Genomic DNA, 20,720 nt, shown 5'->3' with positions numbered 1-20,720 from the left:
ATAATGGACAGAAGAAAAAAGGGTGAATATATAGGAGCGCTGGGTGCACTTTTGGTGCATGTGGCAGTGGTTGCTCTTTTGATTCTGGTGAGCTTTACTGTCCCCCAGCCGGATGAGGACGCGGGTGGAATACCTGTGATGATGGGGGATGTGGAGTCGGCACGCGGTTTCGACGATCCTTCGCTGGTAGATGTGGACGTGCTGGATGAGGATGCGGCAGCCCCTGCGGAGACTGAACCGGAACTTCCTTCCGAACAGGATTTACTGACGCAGACCGAAGAAGAAACAGTCACTTTGAAACCGAAAACGGAAGAACCTAAAAAGGAAACGGTGAAGCCCAAAGAAGTAGCCAAGCCGAAGGAACCTGTGAAAAAGCCTGAGAAAACCGAAGCGGAGAAAGCTGCGGAAGCTAAACGGCTCGCCGAAGAAAAGGCGGAACGCGAACGTAAGGCTGCCGAAGAAGCTGCCCGAAAGAGAGTTGCCGGTGCTTTCGGCAAAGGAGCGCAGATGGAAGGAAACAAAGGAACATCAGCTGGTGGCACGGGAACCGAAGGCAGCAAGGAAGGTAATTCTTCTATCGGAGCCAAAACAGGAACAGGTGGCGAGGGAACATTTGACCTTGGCGGACGTTCTTTAGGTGCAGGCACTCGTTTGCCGAAGCCGGAATGTAATGTGCGGGAGGAAGGACGCGTTGTAGTGAATATCACTGTAAACCCCGCAGGATTGGTCGTAGGGACCAGTGTGAACCTTTCTCTGACGAATACCTCTGACCAGACTTTGCGCAAAGCTGCTTTGGATGCGGCTAAGAAAGCTCGTTTTGAAGCAGTGGAAATGGTGACCAACCAAACGGGAACAATCACCTATTATTTTAATTTTAAATAGAAGTATCATTAACCAAAAATAGATAGCATTATGGGAACTGTGTACGCATTTTTTGCAGATGGTTTTGAAGAAATTGAAGCCTTTACCACTATCGACACACTGAGACGTGCCGGACTGAACGTAGCAATCGTATCCGTCACACCGGACGAAATTGTAGTCGGTGCGCATGACGTGTCTGTCCTTTGTGACGTCAACTTTGAGAATTGTGATTTCTTCGATGCTGAACTTTTATTCTTACCGGGCGGAATGCCGGGAGCTGCTACGCTCGACAAGCATGAAGGATTGCGTAAGTTAATCCTCAACTTCGCTGAGAAAGGCAAACCTATCGCAGCCATTTGCGCGGCGCCGATGGTGTTGGGTAAGCTGGGACTGTTGAAAGGCAAGAAAGCGACTTGTTATCCCAGCTTCGAACAATATCTGGAAGGTGCGGAATGTGTCAGTGAACACGTTGTCCGTGACGGAAACATCATTACGGGCATGGGGCCGGGCGCTGCCATGGAATTTGCTTTGACTATCGTTGACCTGTTGGCAGGTAAAGAAAAAGTAGAAGAACTGGTGGAAGCGATGTGTGTAAAACGCTAAGCTGCCTGTCCATGAAGAAATCTGTAATTATTGTCGCCGGTGGAAAGGGCTTGCGGATGGGGAGTGAACTTCCGAAACAATTCCTTCCTGTCGGCGGTAAGCCTGTGTTGATGCATACACTGGAAGTATTCCGGAAGTATGATGCCACACTTCAGATAATATTAGTGCTCCCCAAAGAACAGCAGGACTTTTGGAAGCAGCTCTGTGAGGAGCACGGCTTTGATGTGGAACATCTGATTGCCGACGGTGGCGGGACACGCTTTCATTCGGTAAAGAATGGTCTGGCGTTGGTGCAGGCACCCGGACTGGTGGGAGTGCATGATGGTGTCCGTCCGTTTGTCTCGGTAGAAGTGATTCAACGTTGTTACGATTTGGCGGGAGAGCGGAAAGCCGTGATTCCGGTGGTTGATGTAGTCGAGACACTGCGCCATTTGACAAATGACGGTAGTGAAACGGTCAGCCGCAATGACTATAAACTGGTGCAGACACCTCAAGTCTTTGACGTGGAATTGCTGAAACAGGCTTATGAGCAAGAGTTTACCCCATTCTTTACTGATGACGCCTCGGTAGTGGAAGCAATGGGTGTGCCTGTATATCTGGCAGAAGGTAATCGTGAAAATATAAAAATAACAACTCCTTTCGACTTGAAAGTGGGGAGTGCTCTGTTGTAAATGTTCGATTTAGTCACACGCGACATAAAATTTATCTCCGGTGTAGGGCCGCAGAAGGCTGCTGTATTAAACAAGGAGTTGGAAATCTACTCCTTGCACGACTTGATTTATTACTTCCCTTACAAATACGTTGACCGGAGCCGCATCTATTACATCCACGAAATAGATGGCAATATGCCGTATATCCAACTGAAAGGAGAGATTCTCGGCTTCGAAACTATCGGCGAAGGCCGGCAGCGACGTCTTACCGCCCACTTTTCAGACGGAACGGGAGTTGTGGATTTAGTGTGGTTTCAAGGGATAAAGTATATCTTAGGCAAATATAAACTCCACGAAGAATACATCATCTTCGGCAAACCGACCGTTTTCAACGGCCGTATCAACGTAGCCCATCCCGACATAGACAAGACGGACGACCTGAAACTTTCTTCCATAGGTCTTCAACCTTATTATAATACAACGGAGAAGATGAAACGCAGCTTCCTCAATTCCCACGCGATTGAGAAGATGATGGCGACTGTGATTCAGCAGATACAGGAACCTCTGCCCGAAACGCTTTCTCCCAAACTGTTGGCAGAGCATCACTTGATGCCGCTGACGGAAGCTCTTCGGAATATACACTTCCCGACGAATCCTGACTTGCTTCGCAGGGCGCAGTATCGTCTTAAATTCGAAGAACTGTTTTATGTACAGCTCAATATCCTTCGATATGCCAAAGACAGGCAACGGAGATACCGTGGCTATATCTTTGAAAAAGTAGGCGACGTATTCAATACATTTTATGCAAAGAACCTGCCTTTCCAACTTACCGGAGCGCAGAAACGTGTGTTGAAAGAAATCCGCAACGACGTGGGCGGCGGTCGGCAGATGAACCGTCTTTTACAAGGGGATGTCGGTAGCGGAAAGACGCTCGTTGCCCTGATGAGTATGCTGCTTGCCTTGGATAATGGGTATCAGGCATGTATGATGGCGCCTACCGAAATCCTGGCAAACCAGCACTATGAAACCATAAAGGAGTTGCTTTTCGGAATGGATGTACGTGTCGAACTACTGACCGGTTCCATCAAAGGGAAAAAAAGAGAAGCCATCCTTGCCGGACTGCTGACCGGTGACGTGCATATCCTGATAGGGACTCATGCCGTCATCGAGGATACTGTCAACTTCTCCTCATTAGGCTTTGTCGTCATTGACGAACAACACCGCTTCGGAGTAGCGCAACGTGCCCGTCTTTGGAGTAAGAATAACCAACCGCCGCATATACTTGTAATGACTGCGACACCTATCCCCCGTACCTTGGCGATGACCCTGTATGGTGACTTGGATGTCTCCGTTATTGATGAACTTCCCCCCGGTCGGAAGCCGATAACCACCGTCCACCAGTTTGACAATCGCCGGGAAAGTATGTACCGTTTCGTACAGAAGCAAATCGACGAGGGACGTCAGGTCTATATCGTTTATCCTTTAATAAAGGAGAGCGAAAAGATTGATTTGAAGAACCTTGAAGAAGGTTATCAGCATATTCTCGAAGAATTTCCCAAATGTACGGTTTGCAAAGTGCATGGCAAAATGAAATCTGCCGAGAAAGACGAGCAGATGCAGCTTTTCATTTCGGGAAATGCACAGATAATGGTAGCCACTACAGTAATCGAAGTAGGAGTGAACGTGCCCAACGCTTCGGTGATGATTATTGAAAATGCCGAACGTTTCGGACTGTCACAGTTGCACCAGTTGCGTGGTCGGGTAGGGCGTGGCGCCGACCAGTCTTATTGTATCCTGGTGACTAATTATAAACTGACCGAGGATACCCGCAAACGGCTTGAAATCATGGTGCGTACCAATGATGGCTTTGAAATAGCGGAAGCCGACTTGAAGCTGCGCGGTCCCGGCGACCTTGAAGGAACCCAGCAAAGCGGTGTCGCTTTCGATTTGAAGATAGCTGATATTACCCGTGACGGACAATTGCTTCAATATGTCCGCTCCATAGCCGAAGGAATTGTTGAACAAGACCCAACAGCTCAGAATCCGGAGAATGAAATCCTGTGGCGGCAACTCAAATCCCTGCGGAAAACGAATGTTAACTGGGCTGCTATTAGTTGAAAAACGGTTAAACATACAGTTTATTTGCGTAAATGTGTTGCATAACATATTTTTGCCCTATTCTCCCTATTCATAGGAGTTTAGAGGGCGAATCTTTCTTGCTGTCAGAGCTAATCGTCTGAAAAATAGTTAATAACTTCCTTGCTGTTTCAAAGGAAAATACTATCTTTGAAGGAATTTTTTTAGTAAATGTATCGTTTAACCATTTGAAAAGTCGAGTATTATGCTTGAAAAAACGCTGGTCATTTTAAAACCATGTACCCTTCAACGGGGGCTGGTTGGTGAGATTACTCATCGCTTCGAACGTAAAGGATTAAGGTTGGCCGGCATGAAGATGATGCAACTGACAGATGAATTGCTAAGCGAACATTATGCCCACCTCAGTGGCAGGGAATTCTTTCAACGTGTGAAAGATTCCATGATGACAGCTCCTGTTATCGTTTGTTGTTTTGAAGGTGTGGATGCTATTCAAACAGTCCGTACGTTGGCGGGACCGACTAACGGACGTCTGGCGGCCCCGGGAACTATTCGTGGGGATTACAGTATGAGCTTTCAAGAGAATATTGTTCATGCTTCCGATTCACCGGAGACTGCGGCTGTCGAATTAATGAGATTTTTTAAACCGGAAGAAATATTCGATTACAAACAGGCTACTTTTGACTACCTGTATGCAAACGACGAATATTAAATGAATTGACAAAGAACGAATGAATTTCAATTGCATTATTAAAACTGGATTGGTGGCCGTAGCGGCTATGGTTAGTCTGAGCTCTTTCTCGCAAGACCTGATTGCACGGCAGGCACCGATAGACAAGAAATTAAAATCTGTAGACTCTTTGGCATTGCAGAAGCAAATCCGCGCCGAACAGTCTGAATATCCCGCCCTAAGTCTTTATCCTAACTGGAATAACCAGTATGTACACGCTTACGGAAATGCTATTATCCCCGAAACTTATACTATCGACCTGACTGGTTTCCATATGCCGACTCCGAGCACGAAAATTACTTCGCCTTTCGGTCCCCGTTGGAGAAGAATGCACAATGGTCTTGATTTGAAAGTGAACATCGGTGATACTATTGTTGCCGCATTCGACGGTAAAGTGCGTATCGTGAAATATGAACGCAGAGGGTATGGAAAGTATGTCGTTATCCGTCATGATAATGGATTGGAAACTGTATACGGGCACTTGTCCAAACAATTGGTTGAAGAAAATCAATTGGTGAAAGCCGGTGAAGTGATCGGGCTGGGTGGTAACACCGGACGTTCTACCGGATCTCATCTTCATTTTGAAACTCGTTTCTTGGGAATTGCAATCAACCCTGTTTATATGTTCGACTTCCCGAAACAAGATATCGTTGCCGACACTTATACGTTCCGGAGGACAAAAGGCGTGAAACGTGCAGGTTCACATGATACTCAAGTAGCCGATGGCGCTATTCGTTATCATAAGGTAAAGAGCGGCGATACTTTATCCCGCATTGCCAAATTGCGTGGTGTATCAGTCAGCACACTTTGTAAGTTGAACCGTATCAAACCGACCACGACTTTGCGTATCGGACAGGTTTTGCGTTGTTCATAACCCCACCTGCTTATAAAACAGTAATACAATAGCTTTGGAAGAGGGCACTTTAATATAATTTAGAGTGCCCTCTTTCTGTTTTTACTTAATTATTGTTACCTTTGCGCACTATTTGGAAGAAAATGAAAGATACCAAGCAACAATTTGAACATGTCATCGCTTTGTGCCGTGACTTATTTTCCAAGAAGCTGCACGATTACGGGCCTGCGTGGCGTATCCTGCGTCCGGCTTCGGTAACCGACCAGATTTTTATCAAAGCCAACCGGATTCGCAGTATCGAAACCAAAGGAGTGACCTTGATTGATGAGGGAATCCGTGCTGAGTTTATTGCCATTGTCAACTACGGTATTATCGGACTTATCCAGTTGGAGCTGGGATATGCCGAATCTGCCGACATCAGCAATGAAGAAGCGATGGCTTTGTATGATAAATATGCCAAAGAAACCCTGGAACTGATGCTTGCCAAGAATCATGACTATGATGAGGCTTGGCGGAGTATGCGTGTCAGCTCTTACACAGACTTGATTTTGATGAAGATATACCGTACCAAGCAGATTGAAAGCCTGTCCGGCAATACATTGGTTTCCGAGGGAGTTGACGCCAATTATATGGATATGATAAATTACTCTGTCTTCGGACTGATAAAGATAGAATTTGAAGGATAAGAACCTACATATCATTCAGGAAGTGGTGGCGAATACCGGTCGTTTTCTTTTGGCGGCTTCGTTCATCTTCTCCGGATTTGTAAAGGCAGTTGATCCGCTGGGGTTCCAGTATAAGATACAGGATTATCTGGCTGCATTCGGCATGGCTTCCTGGTTCCCTTCATTCTTCCCTTTGCTGGGCGGCATCACGCTGTCTGCCATTGAGTTTTTTATCGGCATCTCCCTGTTTTTTGGTACACGGAGAACGCTTGCCTCCTCATTGGCGTTGATGCTGATGATTTTTATGACACCGCTGACTCTGTATCTTGCAATCTTCGATCCGGTTTCAGACTGCGGTTGTTTTGGTGATGCCTGGATATTGACGAATTGGGAAACCTTCGGCAAGAATGTCATACTGTTGCTTGCGGCAATCGCAGCATTCCGTTACAGAACGATGCTGGTCCGCTTTATCAGTGTGAAAATGGAATGGTTGGTTTCTCTGTACACATTGTTTTTTGTGTTTACTTTGTCGTTTTATTGTTTAGACCGTCTGCCTGTTTTGGATTTTCGTCCTTATAAGACAGGGAAAAATATCCTTGAGGGAATGACAATACCCGAAGGGGCGAAACCGAGCGTATATGAGAGTGTCTTTATCTTGGAGAAGAACGGAGAAAAGAAAGAATTTACGCTGGATAACTATCCGGATAGCACATGGACATTTGTCGATACACGTACGGTACTCAAGGAGAAGGGATATGAACCGGCTATCCACGATTTCTCCATGATGGATCTGGGCACGGGGGATGATATCACGGATGATGTATTGACCGATATGGGATATACATTCCTGTTGGTTGCTCATCGGATTGAAGAAGCGGATGACAGTAACATCGACTTGATTAACGAAATATACGATTACTCGGTGGAACGTGGCTATAAGTTCTATTGCCTTACTTCTTCGCCTGAGGAACAGATAGAGTTGTGGAAGGATAAAACCGGAGCGGAATATCCTTTCTGTCAGATGGATGATATAACATTGAAGACGATGATCCGCTCCAATCCGGGATTGATGTTGATAAAGAACGGGACGATTCTGAATAAATGGAGTGATGAGGATATACCGGATGAATATGTGCTGACCGACAAACTGGAAAATTTGCCGATAGGACAACAAAAGATGGAAAGTGACGCTCACACGGTGGGATATGTATTCTTGTGGTTCATTATTCCATTGTTGCTGGTATTGGGAGTGGATGTCTTGGTAGTCCGTCGCAGACAACGATCCAATGTCAATGGATAACTCCAATGAGGTGAAGCCATAGGCTAAAATAGTAAACCGTAAATAAAAGAATAGTAAATTTATTAACCCTTTAAATAAAGAAAACAAAATGAGAAAGAACATTGTTGCAGGAAACTGGAAAATGAACAAAACCCTTCAAGAGGGTATCGCTTTGGCAAAAGAACTGAACGAAGCATTGGCTAACGAAAAGCCTAACTGTGATGTAATCATCTGTACTCCGTTTATCCATCTGGCTTCTGTTACTCCGCTGGTAGACGCTGCCAAGATTGGTGTAGGTGCAGAAAACTGTGCTGACAAGGCATCCGGTGCTTATACTGGTGAAGTTTCTGCTGAGATGGTTGCTTCTACCGGTGCTAAATATGTAATCCTGGGTCACTCTGAACGTCGTGCTTACTACGGTGAGACAGTTGCTATCCTCGAAGAAAAAGTAAAATTGGCTTTGGCTAACGGCCTGACTCCGATTTTCTGTATCGGTGAGGTATTGGAAGAACGCGAAGCTGACAAGCAGAACGAAGTTGTGGCTGCTCAGATGGAATCTGTGTTCTCTCTGTCTGCTGAAGACTTCTCTAAGATTATATTGGCTTACGAACCGGTTTGGGCCATCGGTACAGGTAAAACGGCTTCTCCTGAACAAGCTCAGGAAATCCACGCTTTCATCCGTTCGATTGTTGCTGACAAGTATGGTAAGGAAATCGCTGACAATACTTCCATCCTTTATGGTGGTAGCTGCAAGCCTTCTAACGCTAAGGAACTGTTCTCTAATCCGGACGTTGACGGTGGGCTGATTGGTGGCGCTGCTCTGAAAGTATCTGATTTCAAAGGTATCATTGATGCTTTTAACGCATAATTAAAACTTATTTCAGGCACGGAGTTCACGGATTACACGGTTTAGTGTATGAAATAGGAAACGGTGTAATCCGCGTAATCCGTGCCTAAATATAATTCATAGAATGAAAAAACTTGCTTTACTTACTTTGTTGTTGGTCTTGACAGGTGTCTGTGCACAGGCACAGGGCATTGTCAAAAGCCTGGAACGTACAGTGCCGGGGCAGGGGAAAGTGACTATTCATCAAGACCCCCGTATTGAAGCGCTGATTGGTGTGGAACGTCCTGCGACAGGTGAACAGAAGGTAATAAAGACTTCCGGATACCGGATACAGGCGTATGCCGGTAACAATACCCGTCAGGCGAAGAATGATGCTTATCAGGTAGCCTCACGCATCAAAGAGTATTTCCCGGAGTTGCCGATATATACTTCATTCACTCCGCCCCGTTGGCTTTGCCGTGTGGGTGATTTCAGGAGCATTGAAGAAGCGGACGCGATGATGCGTCGGTTGAAAGCTACCGGTGTGTTTAAAGAGGTCTCTATTGTAAGAGCCCAGATAAATATCCCTTTATAAATCTATCATGTTAGGAAAAGAAGAAATAATCTCTCCGAATCTGGAGGAGTTGAAAAGTCATTATCACAGTATTATAACTTTGTTGGGTGAAGATGCCGGACGGGAAGGGTTGTTGAAAACACCCGAACGCGTGGCTAAAGCAATGTTGAGTCTGACAAAGGGGTATCATATGGATCCTCACGAAGTGCTCCGCTCGGCTAAATTCAAGGAAGAATACAGTCAGATGGTGATTGTGAAAGATATTGATTTCTTCTCTCTCTGCGAACATCATATGCTGCCGTTCTATGGAAAGGCGCACGTGGCTTATATACCTAACGGCTATATCACCGGGTTGAGCAAGATTGCCCGTGTAGTCGATATTTTCTCTCACCGCTTGCAAGTGCAGGAACGTATGACGCTGCAAATCAAGGAATGTATTCAGGAAACGCTGAATCCATTAGGCGTGATGGTTGTAGTGGAGGCAAAGCATATGTGTATGCAAATGCGTGGTGTGGAAAAGCAGAACTCCATTACTACTACTTCCGACTTTACAGGTGCTTTCAATCAGGCAAAGACGCGCGAGGAGTTTATGAATCTTATTCAGCACGGGCGGGTATGAACTGCTTCCCGCAAAACGAATTGGACAGAATAAGATTAGCGTAGGACGACACGGTCCCCTAATCGTTTTGCCATAATGTTTTGTACTGTTCTCAGTTCATTATAGCGCTGCATCAGCGAATCGCATTTCTCATTATCATGAGCAAGAGCCGGGTCTTGCAATGCATAAAGCATATGCTTCAGTTCTTCCGTCACGATTGCGTATTTGAAGTTAATCATCAGCATCGGAACCAGTTCGTAGAGCCGTTCTTCGTCTGTCACAATCTTCTGTGACTTGGAATGGTATTTACTTAACTGATAACGGACATTAATCAAGTCCACACTCAGCTTGCTGATAGTCGGGTCGGGGTGCGCCAGGAAATAGCGTTCTGCAACAAATCCCGAATCATGCATATGTGCGGCAGCTTCCGACAGCATTTGGCGGTGCAGCGGATTATGGAAAGCCAAATCATCTTCCTTCAAATCATTGATTACATACTCTATGACGGTCACCGGAATTTCATTCCCCTCTTCGTCAGTCAGGTTGCACATTACTTTCTCACCGTGACGGACTACCGCTTGCAGTATCAGCCGCTCGAATTTATAGAACTCCTGTCCTTCCTTTCCTTCCTGTGGAATGAAAGAAGCATAGTTATCCTCTTGTGGAGGAAAAGGTGCTTCGGCATATCCGGCATCACTAACTCCCGGTGGTAACGGGATATCGCCGTTGGGCATGGGGGCACTTCCGCCTGCTTCTCCTTGCTGGCCTTGTTGAGCCATTGAAGCTGTCCTTTCGGCAATCCGGCGATCCCGTTCGGTCTGTTCGGCCCGCTTCTCCGCTTGTGTCTCCCGTCTTTTGGCAACTTCCGATACCAGCAATTTATCTTCTACATGCAGTAACTGGGCACATTCTTTGATATAGACGTCGCGTACAATCGCCTCCGGTATGACGGAGATGCTTTGTACCAGGTTACCGATAAGCTCTGCCCGTTTGATAGGATCTTTTCCGGCATCTTCCAACAATAGGTTGGTTTTGAAGCGGATAAAATCCGTCTCATGCTCTGATATGAAGGCTTGAAATTCCGTAGAGTTATGTTTGCGGGCAAAAGAGTCCGGGTCGTCACCATCGGGCAGCAGACAGACTTTGATATTCATACCCTCTTCAAGCAGCATATCAATCCCCCGGATAGAAGCCTTGATACCTGCTGCATCACCGTCATAGAGCACAGTCATGTTGTTGGTGAAGCGGTGAATCATACGGATTTGTCCCGGTGTAAGAGCCGTTCCCGAAGAAGCAACCACATTCTCTATACCGGACTGATGCATAGAAATAACATCCGTGTAGCCCTCGACCAGAAAACATCGGTCTTGTTTCACAATCGCCTGCTTGGCGAAATAGATACCGTATAATTCGTTACTCTTATGGTAAATCTCTGATTCGGGTGAGTTGACATATTTGACTTTGACACCTTTAGTAGCATTGGCAAGCACACGTCCGCCAAAAGCCACCACTTTACCGGAAAGAGTATGCACCGGGAAAATGACACGTCCCCAAAAACGATCCCGTAAACGATGGTCGTCTGTTTCATAGCAAAGCCCGGTCTTTACTAAATATTCTTTCTTATAGCCTTTCTGCAATGCCTCATTGGCGAAAGCATCATGGCTATCGGTACAGTATCCCAATTGGAATTTCTCAATGATATCATCCCGAAACCCACGGTTACGGAAGTAGGCCATACCGATACTGCGTCCGTCTACATGATTCTTCAGTATGTTCTGAAAGTAGTCGCGTGCGAAATTATTAACAATAAACAGGCTTTCGCGTTCGCTCTGCACAAACTTCTCTTCATCGCTCAGCTCCCGTTCTTTGATTTCGATATTATATTTCTTGGCAAGGTATTTCAGAGCTTCGGGATAAGACATCTGTTCGTGCTCCATGATAAAGTGCACTGCGTTTCCACCCTTGCCGCAGGCAAAACATTTGCAAAGCCCTTTGGCGGGAGAAACGTAAAAAGAAGGTGTCTTGTCACTATGGAATGGACACAGACCGACGTAATTGACACCGCGCTTGCGCAGGGTGACAAAGTCCGAAACGACATCCATAATCTGTGCCGCGTCCAATATCCGGTCGATGGTTCCTTGATCTATCATTCTTCTTTTCTCCTGTGAATCCGTTTTTGCGGATACAAAGGTACACATAAAAAAATCCCCTGCAAAGAACTTTTGCAGGGGATGGTTAAATCTTACCTATATCGGTGGCGGATTATTTAATCTTCTCCCGAATCTTCGTCAGATACTTTTTCATCCCTTCCGCATCCTTGTTCTCGATGATTTCGAGAAGGTTTTTCAGCTCGGTACGGATATTGGTCACTTGTCCCGGAGTACGTGGATTGAACAGGATTTCCTGGAGCAGGTAGTCGTCTTCGCTCAACAGACCTTTGGCGATAGCCATATGTTTTTTGAACGTAGTTCCCGGAGCTTCCTGATGTTTCATTACGGCTGCGAATACGAAAGTCGAAACGAACGGAATGGAGAGCGAGTAGGCTACTGTCTCGTCATGTTCGTCGAACGTATATTCGAAGATATTCAGTCTCAACGTCTGATAGAGGTCTTTGAAGAATATCTTTCCCAAATGGTCGCCTTCACTGATGATGATCGCATTCTCGCTGCTCAAGTTGCTGAGACTGGCGAAAGTAGGACCAAACATCGGGTGACTGGAAACATAACGGAAGCCGCTTTCTTCATAAAACTTCTTCAGTCCTGTTTTTACAGAGGCAATGTCACTAATGATACAGTCTTTGGGCAGTACGGGCAATACTTTGCGGAAAGCATCCAACGTGTACTTTACTGTAACGGCATTGATAACCAGTTCCGGTTCGAATTCCTTAATCTCCTCTAATGTGGTGAAACGGTACGTGTTATAGACAAAACGCAACTGGTGCGGGTTGACGTCATACACGGCCGTCTCGTGTTGAAAACTCAATATATCAGTAAAGAAGGAGCCCATCTTTCCGGCTCCGAGGATTAATATTCTCACGTTTGTTAACGATTAATGGTTAGTGATTAGTGATTAACGAATGGAGTTAGTGATTAATGATTAAAGTCATAGACTGATGATAACCTGCTATTTTACATATACTATAATATAGCGCAGCCAATTAATCATTAATCACTAACCGTTAATCACTTATTAATAATTTCCATCTGTTGACGAACAGATTCTTCGTGAATAGCCTCGAAGATTTTCTTCATAAACTCTGCATCCATGCCGCATTGTTCTCCCTGCATTCCGCGCTTTTCGAGAATTTCATTGTAACGTCCGGCTTGTAGTACAGTGATGTTGTGCTCTTTCTTGAATGTACCGATTTCGCGGGCGACACGCATTCTCTTGGCAAGCTCCTGGATGATGTTGTCGTCACATTCGTCAATCTGTTTGCGCAATAAGCTAAGGCTTTCCGTAGATTGAGTCTCGGTACGGATAACCAGCAGGTTGAGGATATAGTCGAGTACATCGGGAGTAACCTGTTGCGAAGCATCGCTCCATGCACAATCCGGGTTGCAGTGGCTTTCTACAATCAGGCCGTCGAAGTTCAAGTCCATTGCCTGCTGGCAAAGCGGGGCTACCAGTTCACGTTTGCCGCCGATATGGCTCGGGTCGCAGAAAATAGGAAGATTAGGGATACGGCGGCGCAGTTCGATAGGAATATGCCATTGGGGAAGATTCCGGTAAATCTTCTTATCGTAGCTGCTGAAACCGCGGTGGATAGCACCCAGACGTTTCAAACCGGCGTTGTTGATACGTTCCAAAGCTCCGATCCATAGTTCAAGGTCAGGGTTGACGGGATTCTTGACCAATACAGGTATATCGACACCTTTCAGTGCGTCAGCGATTTCCTGTACGGCGAAAGGATTGGCAGTGGTACGTGCACCTACCCAAAGAATATCAATTCCGGCTTTCAGGCATTCATACACGTGTTTGGCAGTTGCCACTTCGGTAGAAACATACATACCTGTTTCTTTCTTTACCTCTTTCAGCCAGGCAAGACCCTCTACGCCGACTCCTTCGAAACCACCCGGTTTGGTACGCGGTTTCCAGATTCCTGCGCGGAATATCTTTTGCCCTTTAGCTGCCAATTGCTTGGCTGTATCCATCACTTGTTCTTCAGTCTCTGCACTACATGGGCCGGCAATAACAATCGGTCTTTTAGCTTCAATGCCCGGTAATAAAATTGATTCGAGTTCCATATTCTTATTTGTTTTTACTTTTATACTAATGATTATTGGTTGTGGGAAGCGGCTAGAGACTTTTGATTCTTTCCAGTGCTTCCGCTAATTTTGAGTCCTTGCAACAGAGGGAGATACGGATATATCTTGCTCCGTTACTGCCGAAAATAAATCCCGGAGTGATGAACACTCTTGCTTCGTGCAGCACTTTTTCCGTCAGTTCCTCTACATCCTTGCAAGATGCGGGAATTTTCCCCCAGAGGAACATTCCTACTTGCTTTTCATCGTAGGTGCATCCCAATGTTTTCATAATCTCACCAGCGAGGTGGCGGCGGTTCCGGTAGTTTTCGTTGTTGCCTTCATACCAGTCTGCTTCGGCTTCCAAAGCTGTGGCAGCCGCCAGTTGCATGGCACGGAACATTCCGCTGTCGATGTTACTCTTTACTTTCAGTATCCATTGTACGAATTCAGGGTTTGAAGCTAACATTCCGATGCGCCAGCCCGGCATATTGTGGCTCTTGCTCATGGAATTGAATTCGATGCAACATTCTTTGGCTCCCGGCACACTCAGAATACTGATAGGTTTTTCGTTCAGTATAAAGCTGTATGGATTGTCATTCACAATCACAATATTCTTCCGGCGGGCAAAGTCAACGAGTCGTTCATACAGTTCGGGAGTTGCGTTTGCGCCTGTCGGCATATTCGGATAGTTCGTCCACATCAGCTTCACGCGGCTTAAATCCATCTTCTCCAGCGCTTCGAAATCGGGCATCCAGCCGTCTTCCTCTTTCAAATCATAATTGATGACTTCCGCACCGAGTATCTTGCTCAAGGAAGTATAAGTAGGGTATCCCGGATTCGGAACCAATACCTGTTCGCCCGGATTGACAAAAGCCAGTGTGACATGAAGAATACCTTCTTTCGAGCCAATCAGTGGTTGTATTTCCGTATTCGGATTCAGTTCCACTCCATACCACCGTTGATACCAGGCAGCAAAACCTTTGCGAAGTTCGGGGATACCTACGTACGGTTGATAACCGTGTCCGTTCGGGTCGTGGGCATTGTTGCACAATGTCTCGATGGTTTTCTTGGAAGGCGGCATATCGGGGCTGCCGATGCCTAAGCTGATGACATCTTTTCCTTCCGCATTCATCTGTGCCACTTCTTTCAGTTTCTTGGAGAAGTAGTATTCGCTTACACTTGCCAGTCTGTCGGCAGGAGCGATTTTATACATTTGACTTTCCTTCTGCATATTCGCCTAATGTTTTGAGTTCTTTAGTTAATGGAGTGATTGCTGCAATGGATTGCTTATATCTCAGATAATCGTTGAAAGCTACGTCTACGTAAAACTGGTATTCCCATTCACGTCCGATAATCGGCAACGATTGTATCTTGGTCAGATTGATGTTGTAAAAAGACAGGATAGACAATACTTGTGACAAACTACCTTCCGTATGTGGCAGAGTGAATACCATACTTGCCTTGTTGGTTGTGTTGGCATGATGCTGGCGAAGCTCGTCCACTTGCCAGGGATCGGCAACTACCAGAAAACGGGTGAAGTTATGCTTATTTGTTTCGATGCCTTCTTGAAGGACTTTCATTCCATAGCGTTCGGCAGCCGCTTTGGAGCAGATTGCGGCGTGTCCTTTCAGATTCCCGTTCTTGATAGCTTCTGCGCTGCGTGCCGTATCTTCACCTTCCACCACTTTCAGTTGCGGATGCTGGTTCAGGAAATCACGGCACTGCATCAAGGCGATAGGGTGGGAGTTGACTTCTGTCAGATCTTCCCAACTTTCATCGGGCAGGCAGACGAAGCTGTGCGAGATACGCAGTTTGTATTCACCGATAATCTGCGTGCCGCTCTGTCTCAGCAGCTCATTGTTGTGCAGCAGGCTGCCCGCAATCGTATTCTCTATGGCTAGCATTCCGATAACCTGACTGTCTTTACGTATCGAGGTAAACACGTCTTCGAAACTGGCACAACAGATTAACTCTATTTCTTCTCCCTCGAAGTACTTGTGTGCGGCGATATCGTGATATGAGCCGAGTGTTCCTTGAATTGCTATTTTTTTCATTGTTATAAATGTATTATATAAAAAAATCCCGCGTCCATATTGGAGCGGGATTCATATGATTGATTTCTCTATTCAGTCCTTAAGCATCACTGTCACTTGATACATACAAACTCCCGCTCTACTTTGTTGCTAAAGTAAAAGTAAAAAAAGAAGTAATATGCATAAGTAAATGATCTCATACGAGTCTTTGTTTTTTTGCTTTGGTTTCTAATTCTGGGGCAAAAGTAATACTTTTCTGCTAAACGCAAACAAAAAGCGATACTTTTTTTGTTTTCTTGCCTAAAATATATAAAAAGGACACTTAGAAGATACCAGGAAGCGCTTCCGGTTTAGCCCCAAGGTTCTTGAATTCTCCGTTCAGTTCGGCCTCGTCTTTCGGATTCAATTCCAAAGACTTCTTCATATCTTCCACGGAGCCGTCTTTATCCCCGTTCAACAATTTGGCGCGTCCGCGCTCCTTGTAGGCTTCCGCAAAATTCGGATTCAGTTCGATAGCCTCATCAAACAGGGTGATGGCTTCCGTCAGTTTCTTTTGGTTGATATAAAGTTGCCCCAAGTAAAGATATGCCTGTTCGTTGAAAGGGTTTATTTCTGTGACGAGCTGGTAGTCCGCTTCCGCTTCTTCAGCCTGTCCGTTCGCTTCTTTCACTTTTCCGCGTAGGAGCATGGCAGTTTCTTCTTCCGGGTTTTGTGCAAGTACGGCGTCTATGTCATCCATCATCTCGTTATACTGTTTCATATTCAGCAGAGCTTCCGCACGCATCAGGCGGGCTTCGATGAAATCATCTTTCAACGTGATGGCTTTCGTGAGATGGGCGATAGTCATCAGGTCATCGTTCTGTCCCTGACGGGCTTTTCCCAGCAGATAATGCGCTACGGCATTTCCTTCTTCGATGGCAATCGCCTTATTGGCTGCCTCTTCCATAGCCTGATAATCTTCCTGGATAAAGCATACATTCGCCAATGTCAGGAAAGTATGGGTGATGTGCGGTTCCATGACAGCCATTTTCTCCAACAGTTCGCGGGCTTTTGCGGTGTCGCCCATTTGGATGTAGAGTTGACTGAGATACCCCATCGTTTCAAACTCTTCCTCAATGGCAAGAGCTTCCGTGAAACATTTTACGGCATAATCCGGACGTCCCATGCGTTGCGCACGCAAACCGTCGTATTTGAAAATCTCGAATCTTTTCCGGTCGTTTTTTTGCTTTTCACTTTCCGGAGTTTCAGACTTACCGGAGAAGAAAGATTTAAAAAAGTTCGGCATGATATGTTGTTTTTGAGTTTATCTGCAAATGTAATAACTTATTTTGAAATATGTATCATTCCATCCTGCATCTTCAATGCACCTTCTTCCAATAAATGCCGGATAACTTCCGCCACTTCCTCTTTTTCCGCTGTTATTTTATTGGCTATTTCTACTGGAGATAGCGGATTCTGAATAAGCAGTACTGTAATTTGCCGTTTCAGTTTCTCGAAAGATGCTTCGGATAGAGAATCTGTTGCATGATGGCTGAGACAGACATCGCACTGTCCGCAGTCAGATCCGTTTTTCTCCCCGAAGTAGCGGAGTAGCATCCGACTGCGGCATACATTGTCTGAAGTGACATACTCTTCCATCGCCTTGATGCGCGCTTCATAGCGGACTTTGCGTTCTTCATAGACAGAAGGCGGAATATGTACGAAACGAAGTTCCTGACGTTCGCGCGTGTATATAATATAAGGTGTCTTTTTGCGAGGAATGTAATCCACGATACGGCGTTTGGTCAGTGTCACCAGTATGTTGTAGATTTGCTCGCGTGTCAGTCCGGTACGTATGGACAGGGATGCTTCGCTGATATACGCATAATCCGTGAATACTCCTGTGTACGAACGGAGAATGGTCTGTATCAGCGCTTCTGCTTCCGCCCCCATTTCGCGCAACTTGTACAACTCATCCCGGCGAAGCGTGAAAAGGATACGCGAAGCATTGTCCTGCTCATCCGTATATTCCAGATAACCGGCTTGAGTCAAGATTTTCAGTGCACTGTCCACCGGAACCGGAAAGTATTTGAACTTCCGGCAGAACTCTTCGATATTGAATTCGCGGACACATTGAAATCCGTCCCCCATCGCCATCTGATAATAATACTGTAAATGTTCGTAGACATTGAGTATGTATTCCTTGTCGGGAAAGGTATCCACTATGCGCTTATGCAGGGTCGTCTTGTCCGATTTGGTATATAAGATTACGGCATAAGCCTTTTCTCCGTCTCTTCCCGCACGTCCGGCTTCCTGAAAATAGGCTTCGGGCGAATCTGGAAGATCGAGATGCAGCACAATGCGGACGTCAGGTTTGTCAATTCCCATTCCGAAAGCATTTGTGGCTACCATTACACGGACCTCTCCGTTTTGCCAACGTTTTTGCCGCAGGTCTTTTACGGCATTGTCAAGTCCGGCATGATAGAAATCGGCGGTAATATCTTCGTTTACCAGCAGTTCGGTGATTTCTTTGGTCCGTCGCCTGTTGCGGACATAAATAATGGCGCTGCCCGGTATCCTTCGTAAGATATGCAATAATTCTTTTGTCTTATTATCTGTCTTGCGGACGATATACGCCAGGTTTTTCCGCTCAAAGCTCATGCGGAAAACATTCCCCTCATGGAAATTCAGCCGGGCTTGGATGTCTTTTACTACTTCCGGGGTGGCGGTGGCGGTAAGTGCCAGTACGGGAACTCCTGGCAAAAGTTCCCGTATTTCCGCTATCTTCAGGTAAGCGGGACGGAAATCATATCCCCATTGTGAGATACAGTGACTTTCGTCCACTGTAATCATGGAGACTTTCATGGAGCGGAGTTTGATACGGAAAATTTCCGTATCCAGACGTTCCGGAGAAATGTAGAGGAATTTGTAATTGCCGAAGATGCAGTTCTCAAGTGCGGTGATAATCTCTTGCCGTGTCATGCCGGAGTATACGGCAAGAGCCTTGATGCCGCGTTTGCGCAGATTATACACCTGGTCCTTCATCAGAGCGATGAGGGGAGTGATGACGAGACAGAGCCCTTCTTGGGCGAGGGCAGGAACTTGAAATGTGATGGACTTGCCGCCACCGGTCGGCATCAGTCCCAGCGTGTCTTTGCCTTCGCCGATACTGGTGATGATCTCTTCCTGCAAGTCGCGGAAAGAGTCATATCCCCAGTATTGTTTTAATATCTCCTGATACTTATTCAATCGGTCTTATATCCTCGATTTGAAGTTGCACTTCACCACGTTTGTGGGTATTCTCTTCGATGGTGTAGCAGATGTCGAACGAACGTTTAGTCTTGATATAACGCACGTGCGAGCTTTGCCCGAATGCGATACCGTTCATCACATTGTTCGATTTATTGTCAACCAGTTCCAGTTTGATATGTTCCTGGTCGCGTCCCACCACTTTACTCGTCCCATAATCATAGACATGATGTGTACAGAAAATGGGCTTTATGTTGTCGGGCCCGAAGGGATTGAACTTTTTCAGATCATTGAAGAATTTGGGAGAAATATCCCTGAAGTCAATCTCGGCATCAATATCAATGACGGCACTGGTCTGTTCCGGCAAGATATGCTGTGAGACGTACTCTTCAAACCGTTTGGTGAAAGCATCCACATTCTCCACCTTCATGGACAATCCGGCAGCATAGGTATGTCCGCCGAAATTTTCCAGCAAGTCGCGGCAATGCTCAATCGCTTTATATACATCGAAACCGGAAACAGAACGTGCGGAACCTGTTGCCATGTCATCTGTGCGGGTCAGTACTACGGCAGGACGATAATAGACTTCTGTCAGGCGGGAAGCTACGATGCCAATCACCCCTTTGTGCCATTCCTCATTATAAAGCACGATAGAGCGTCGGTCGGCTAATCCGTCCAGGTTGGCGACGATGTTGTTTGCCTCTTCCGTCATGCTTTTGTCGAGGTCTTTCCGTGTCTCGTTATACTGATTGATTTGTCCGGCTTTCTCAAGCGCAGCCGAGAAATCTTTTTCCGTCAGTAAGTCCACCGCTTCTTTTCCGTTCTGGATACGTCCCGACGCATTGATGCGCGGCCCGATTTTGAACACGATGTCGCTGACGGTGATTTCTTTTTCGGAAAGTCCGCATACATCGATAATGGCTTTCATCCCGATACTCGGATTGCTGTTCAACTGCTTCAGCCCATGAAAAGCAAGAATACGGTTTTCGCCCATAATCGGCACGATGTCCGATGCGATACTTACCGCCACGATGTCGAGTAGCGGAATCAGATGATGAAACTCGATACCGTTGCTGATAGCGAATGCCTGCATAAATTTGAAGCCGACACCGCAGCCCGAAAGGTGCGTGTACGGATACGTATTATCCAAGCGTTTGGCGTTCAGGATAGCTACGGCAGGCGGCAGGATATCATCCGGCACATGATGGTCGCAGATGATAAAATCAATGCCTTTCTCTTTGGCATACGTGATTTCCTCTACTGCCTTTATTCCGCAATCGAGTACGATAATCAGACTCACACCGGTTTCAGCGGCATAGTCCACTCCTTTTTTAGAAATGCCATACCCCTCGTTGTAACGGTCGGGTATGTAATAGTCAAGGTTCGAATAGAACTGTTGAATAAACTTGTAGACCAGTGCCACGGCGGTAGTACCGTCTACGTCATAATCTCCATAAATTAGAATACGTTCTTTCTTTCCCA

19 protein-coding genes are annotated in these 20,720 nt (G+C 46.1%); 11 read left to right on the top strand and 8 right to left on the bottom strand.

The features are described 5' to 3' along the window. Positions 1–3: 3 nt before the first annotated feature. The 11 genes from RDN93_RS10830 (at position 4) to folE (ending at position 9,754) form a co-directional block, all read left to right on the top strand. Positions 4–882: a TonB family protein gene (locus tag RDN93_RS10830; RefSeq protein WP_308745539.1), complete on the top strand. Its 879-nt coding sequence runs from the start codon at positions 4–6 to the stop codon at positions 880–882. Positions 883–912: 30 nt separating this feature from the next. Further along, positions 913–1,464 (top strand): DJ-1 family glyoxalase III, encoded by a 552-nt coding sequence (locus tag RDN93_RS10825; RefSeq protein WP_308745538.1) that lies wholly within the window; start codon positions 913–915, stop codon positions 1,462–1,464. A gap of 11 nt (positions 1,465–1,475) precedes the next feature. Further along, the gene (locus RDN93_RS10820) at positions 1,476–2,135 is read left to right on the top strand and encodes a 2-C-methyl-D-erythritol 4-phosphate cytidylyltransferase (RefSeq protein WP_308745537.1); all 660 of its coding nucleotides are present in this window, start codon (positions 1,476–1,478) and stop codon (positions 2,133–2,135) included. Then, on the top strand, positions 2,136–4,232 hold the full coding sequence (gene recG / locus RDN93_RS10815; RefSeq protein WP_308745536.1) for an ATP-dependent DNA helicase RecG: 2,097 nt from the start codon (positions 2,136–2,138) through the stop codon (positions 4,230–4,232). 223 nt (positions 4,233–4,455) lie between these two features. Then, complete coding sequence (gene ndk, locus RDN93_RS10810; protein ID WP_308745535.1) at positions 4,456–4,920, top strand: nucleoside-diphosphate kinase; 465 nt, start codon at positions 4,456–4,458, stop codon at positions 4,918–4,920. A gap of 19 nt (positions 4,921–4,939) precedes the next feature. After that, entirely contained in the window at positions 4,940–5,812 is an 873-nt protein-coding gene (locus RDN93_RS10805) for a M23 family metallopeptidase (RefSeq protein ID WP_308745534.1), read from the top strand. A 122-nt stretch (positions 5,813–5,934) separates the two neighbouring features. Next, positions 5,935–6,477, top strand: coding sequence for a DUF1599 domain-containing protein (locus RDN93_RS10800; protein ID WP_308745533.1), 543 nt, complete (start codon positions 5,935–5,937; stop codon positions 6,475–6,477). Next, positions 6,467–7,756, top strand: coding sequence for a BT_3928 family protein (locus RDN93_RS10795; RefSeq protein WP_308745532.1), 1,290 nt, complete (start codon positions 6,467–6,469; stop codon positions 7,754–7,756). The genes RDN93_RS10800 and RDN93_RS10795 overlap by 11 nt, the downstream gene beginning before the upstream one ends. Positions 7,757–7,844: 88 nt before the next feature. Then, positions 7,845–8,603, top strand: a complete 759-nt coding sequence (gene tpiA, locus RDN93_RS10790; RefSeq protein ID WP_308745531.1) for a triose-phosphate isomerase — start codon at positions 7,845–7,847, stop codon at positions 8,601–8,603. Positions 8,604–8,706: 103 nt separating this feature from the next. Continuing rightward, complete coding sequence (locus tag RDN93_RS10785) at positions 8,707–9,156, top strand: SPOR domain-containing protein (RefSeq protein WP_308745530.1); 450 nt, start codon at positions 8,707–8,709, stop codon at positions 9,154–9,156. 7 nt (positions 9,157–9,163) lie between these two features. Next, positions 9,164–9,754 (top strand): GTP cyclohydrolase I FolE, encoded by a 591-nt coding sequence (gene folE, locus RDN93_RS10780; RefSeq protein WP_308745529.1) that lies wholly within the window; start codon positions 9,164–9,166, stop codon positions 9,752–9,754. Between the two features lie 35 nt (positions 9,755–9,789). Here the strand turns inward: folE and dnaG are convergent, their stop codons facing one another. The 8 genes from dnaG to recJ all read right to left on the bottom strand — a co-directional run. After that, a complete protein-coding gene (gene dnaG, locus RDN93_RS10775) occupies positions 9,790–11,883 on the bottom strand; it encodes a DNA primase (RefSeq protein ID WP_308745528.1) in 2,094 nt (697 codons plus the stop codon). A 112-nt stretch (positions 11,884–11,995) separates the two neighbouring features. After that, a complete protein-coding gene (locus RDN93_RS10770) occupies positions 11,996–12,769 on the bottom strand; it encodes a prephenate dehydrogenase/arogenate dehydrogenase family protein (RefSeq protein WP_073347560.1) in 774 nt (257 codons plus the stop codon). A 146-nt stretch (positions 12,770–12,915) separates the two neighbouring features. Further along, on the bottom strand, positions 12,916–13,977 hold the full coding sequence (locus RDN93_RS10765) for a bifunctional 3-deoxy-7-phosphoheptulonate synthase/chorismate mutase type II (RefSeq protein WP_308745527.1): 1,062 nt from the start codon (positions 13,975–13,977) through the stop codon (positions 12,916–12,918). Between the two features lie 52 nt (positions 13,978–14,029). Continuing rightward, positions 14,030–15,208, bottom strand: coding sequence for an aminotransferase class I/II-fold pyridoxal phosphate-dependent enzyme (locus RDN93_RS10760; RefSeq protein ID WP_308745526.1), 1,179 nt, complete (start codon positions 15,206–15,208; stop codon positions 14,030–14,032). Continuing rightward, a complete protein-coding gene (locus tag RDN93_RS10755) occupies positions 15,183–16,031 on the bottom strand; it encodes a prephenate dehydratase (protein WP_308745525.1) in 849 nt (282 codons plus the stop codon). Before RDN93_RS10755 ends, RDN93_RS10760 begins: the two co-directional genes overlap by 26 nt. Before the next feature lie 301 nt (positions 16,032–16,332). After that, positions 16,333–17,295 (bottom strand): tetratricopeptide repeat protein, encoded by a 963-nt coding sequence (locus RDN93_RS10750; RefSeq protein ID WP_308745524.1) that lies wholly within the window; start codon positions 17,293–17,295, stop codon positions 16,333–16,335. Between the two features lie 38 nt (positions 17,296–17,333). Then, the gene (locus RDN93_RS10745) at positions 17,334–19,238 is read right to left on the bottom strand and encodes an ATP-dependent DNA helicase RecQ (RefSeq protein ID WP_308745523.1); all 1,905 of its coding nucleotides are present in this window, start codon (positions 19,236–19,238) and stop codon (positions 17,334–17,336) included. Further along, positions 19,231–20,720, bottom strand: a 1,490-nt coding sequence (gene recJ, locus RDN93_RS10740) for a single-stranded-DNA-specific exonuclease RecJ (RefSeq protein ID WP_308745522.1), incomplete at its 5' end; no start/stop codon positions are given. The genes recJ and RDN93_RS10745, both read right to left, overlap by 8 nt.

The organism is uncultured Bacteroides sp. (assembly GCF_902491285.1).
GTDB lineage: Bacteria > Bacteroidota > Bacteroidia > Bacteroidales > Bacteroidaceae > Bacteroides.
This window is presented reverse-complemented; position numbering and strand designations above follow the sequence as displayed.

What these genes read in the sequence shown, in the direction of transcription:
- RDN93_RS10830 (WP_308745539.1), top strand. Translation starts at nt 4, where the DNA reads ATGGACAGAAGAAAAAAGGGTGAATATATAGGAGCGCTGGGTGCACTT.
- RDN93_RS10825 (WP_308745538.1), top strand. Translation starts at nt 913, where the DNA reads ATGGGAACTGTGTACGCATTTTTTGCAGATGGTTTTGAAGAAATTGAA.
- RDN93_RS10820 (WP_308745537.1), top strand. Translation starts at nt 1,476, where the DNA reads ATGAAGAAATCTGTAATTATTGTCGCCGGTGGAAAGGGCTTGCGGATG.
- recG (WP_308745536.1), top strand. Translation starts at nt 2,136, where the DNA reads ATGTTCGATTTAGTCACACGCGACATAAAATTTATCTCCGGTGTAGGG.
- ndk (WP_308745535.1), top strand. Translation starts at nt 4,456, where the DNA reads ATGCTTGAAAAAACGCTGGTCATTTTAAAACCATGTACCCTTCAACGG.
- RDN93_RS10805 (WP_308745534.1), top strand. Translation starts at nt 4,940, where the DNA reads ATGAATTTCAATTGCATTATTAAAACTGGATTGGTGGCCGTAGCGGCT.
- RDN93_RS10800 (WP_308745533.1), top strand. Translation starts at nt 5,935, where the DNA reads ATGAAAGATACCAAGCAACAATTTGAACATGTCATCGCTTTGTGCCGT.
- tpiA (WP_308745531.1), top strand. Translation starts at nt 7,845, where the DNA reads ATGAGAAAGAACATTGTTGCAGGAAACTGGAAAATGAACAAAACCCTT.
- RDN93_RS10785 (WP_308745530.1), top strand. Translation starts at nt 8,707, where the DNA reads ATGAAAAAACTTGCTTTACTTACTTTGTTGTTGGTCTTGACAGGTGTC.
- folE (WP_308745529.1), top strand. Translation starts at nt 9,164, where the DNA reads ATGTTAGGAAAAGAAGAAATAATCTCTCCGAATCTGGAGGAGTTGAAA.
- dnaG (WP_308745528.1), bottom strand. Translation starts at nt 11,883, where the DNA reads ATGATAGATCAAGGAACCATCGACCGGATATTGGACGCGGCACAGATT.
- RDN93_RS10765 (WP_308745527.1), bottom strand. Translation starts at nt 13,977, where the DNA reads ATGGAACTCGAATCAATTTTATTACCGGGCATTGAAGCTAAAAGACCG.
- RDN93_RS10760 (WP_308745526.1), bottom strand. Translation starts at nt 15,208, where the DNA reads ATGCAGAAGGAAAGTCAAATGTATAAAATCGCTCCTGCCGACAGACTG.
- RDN93_RS10755 (WP_308745525.1), bottom strand. Translation starts at nt 16,031, where the DNA reads ATGAAAAAAATAGCAATTCAAGGAACACTCGGCTCATATCACGATATC.
- RDN93_RS10750 (WP_308745524.1), bottom strand. Translation starts at nt 17,295, where the DNA reads ATGCCGAACTTTTTTAAATCTTTCTTCTCCGGTAAGTCTGAAACTCCG.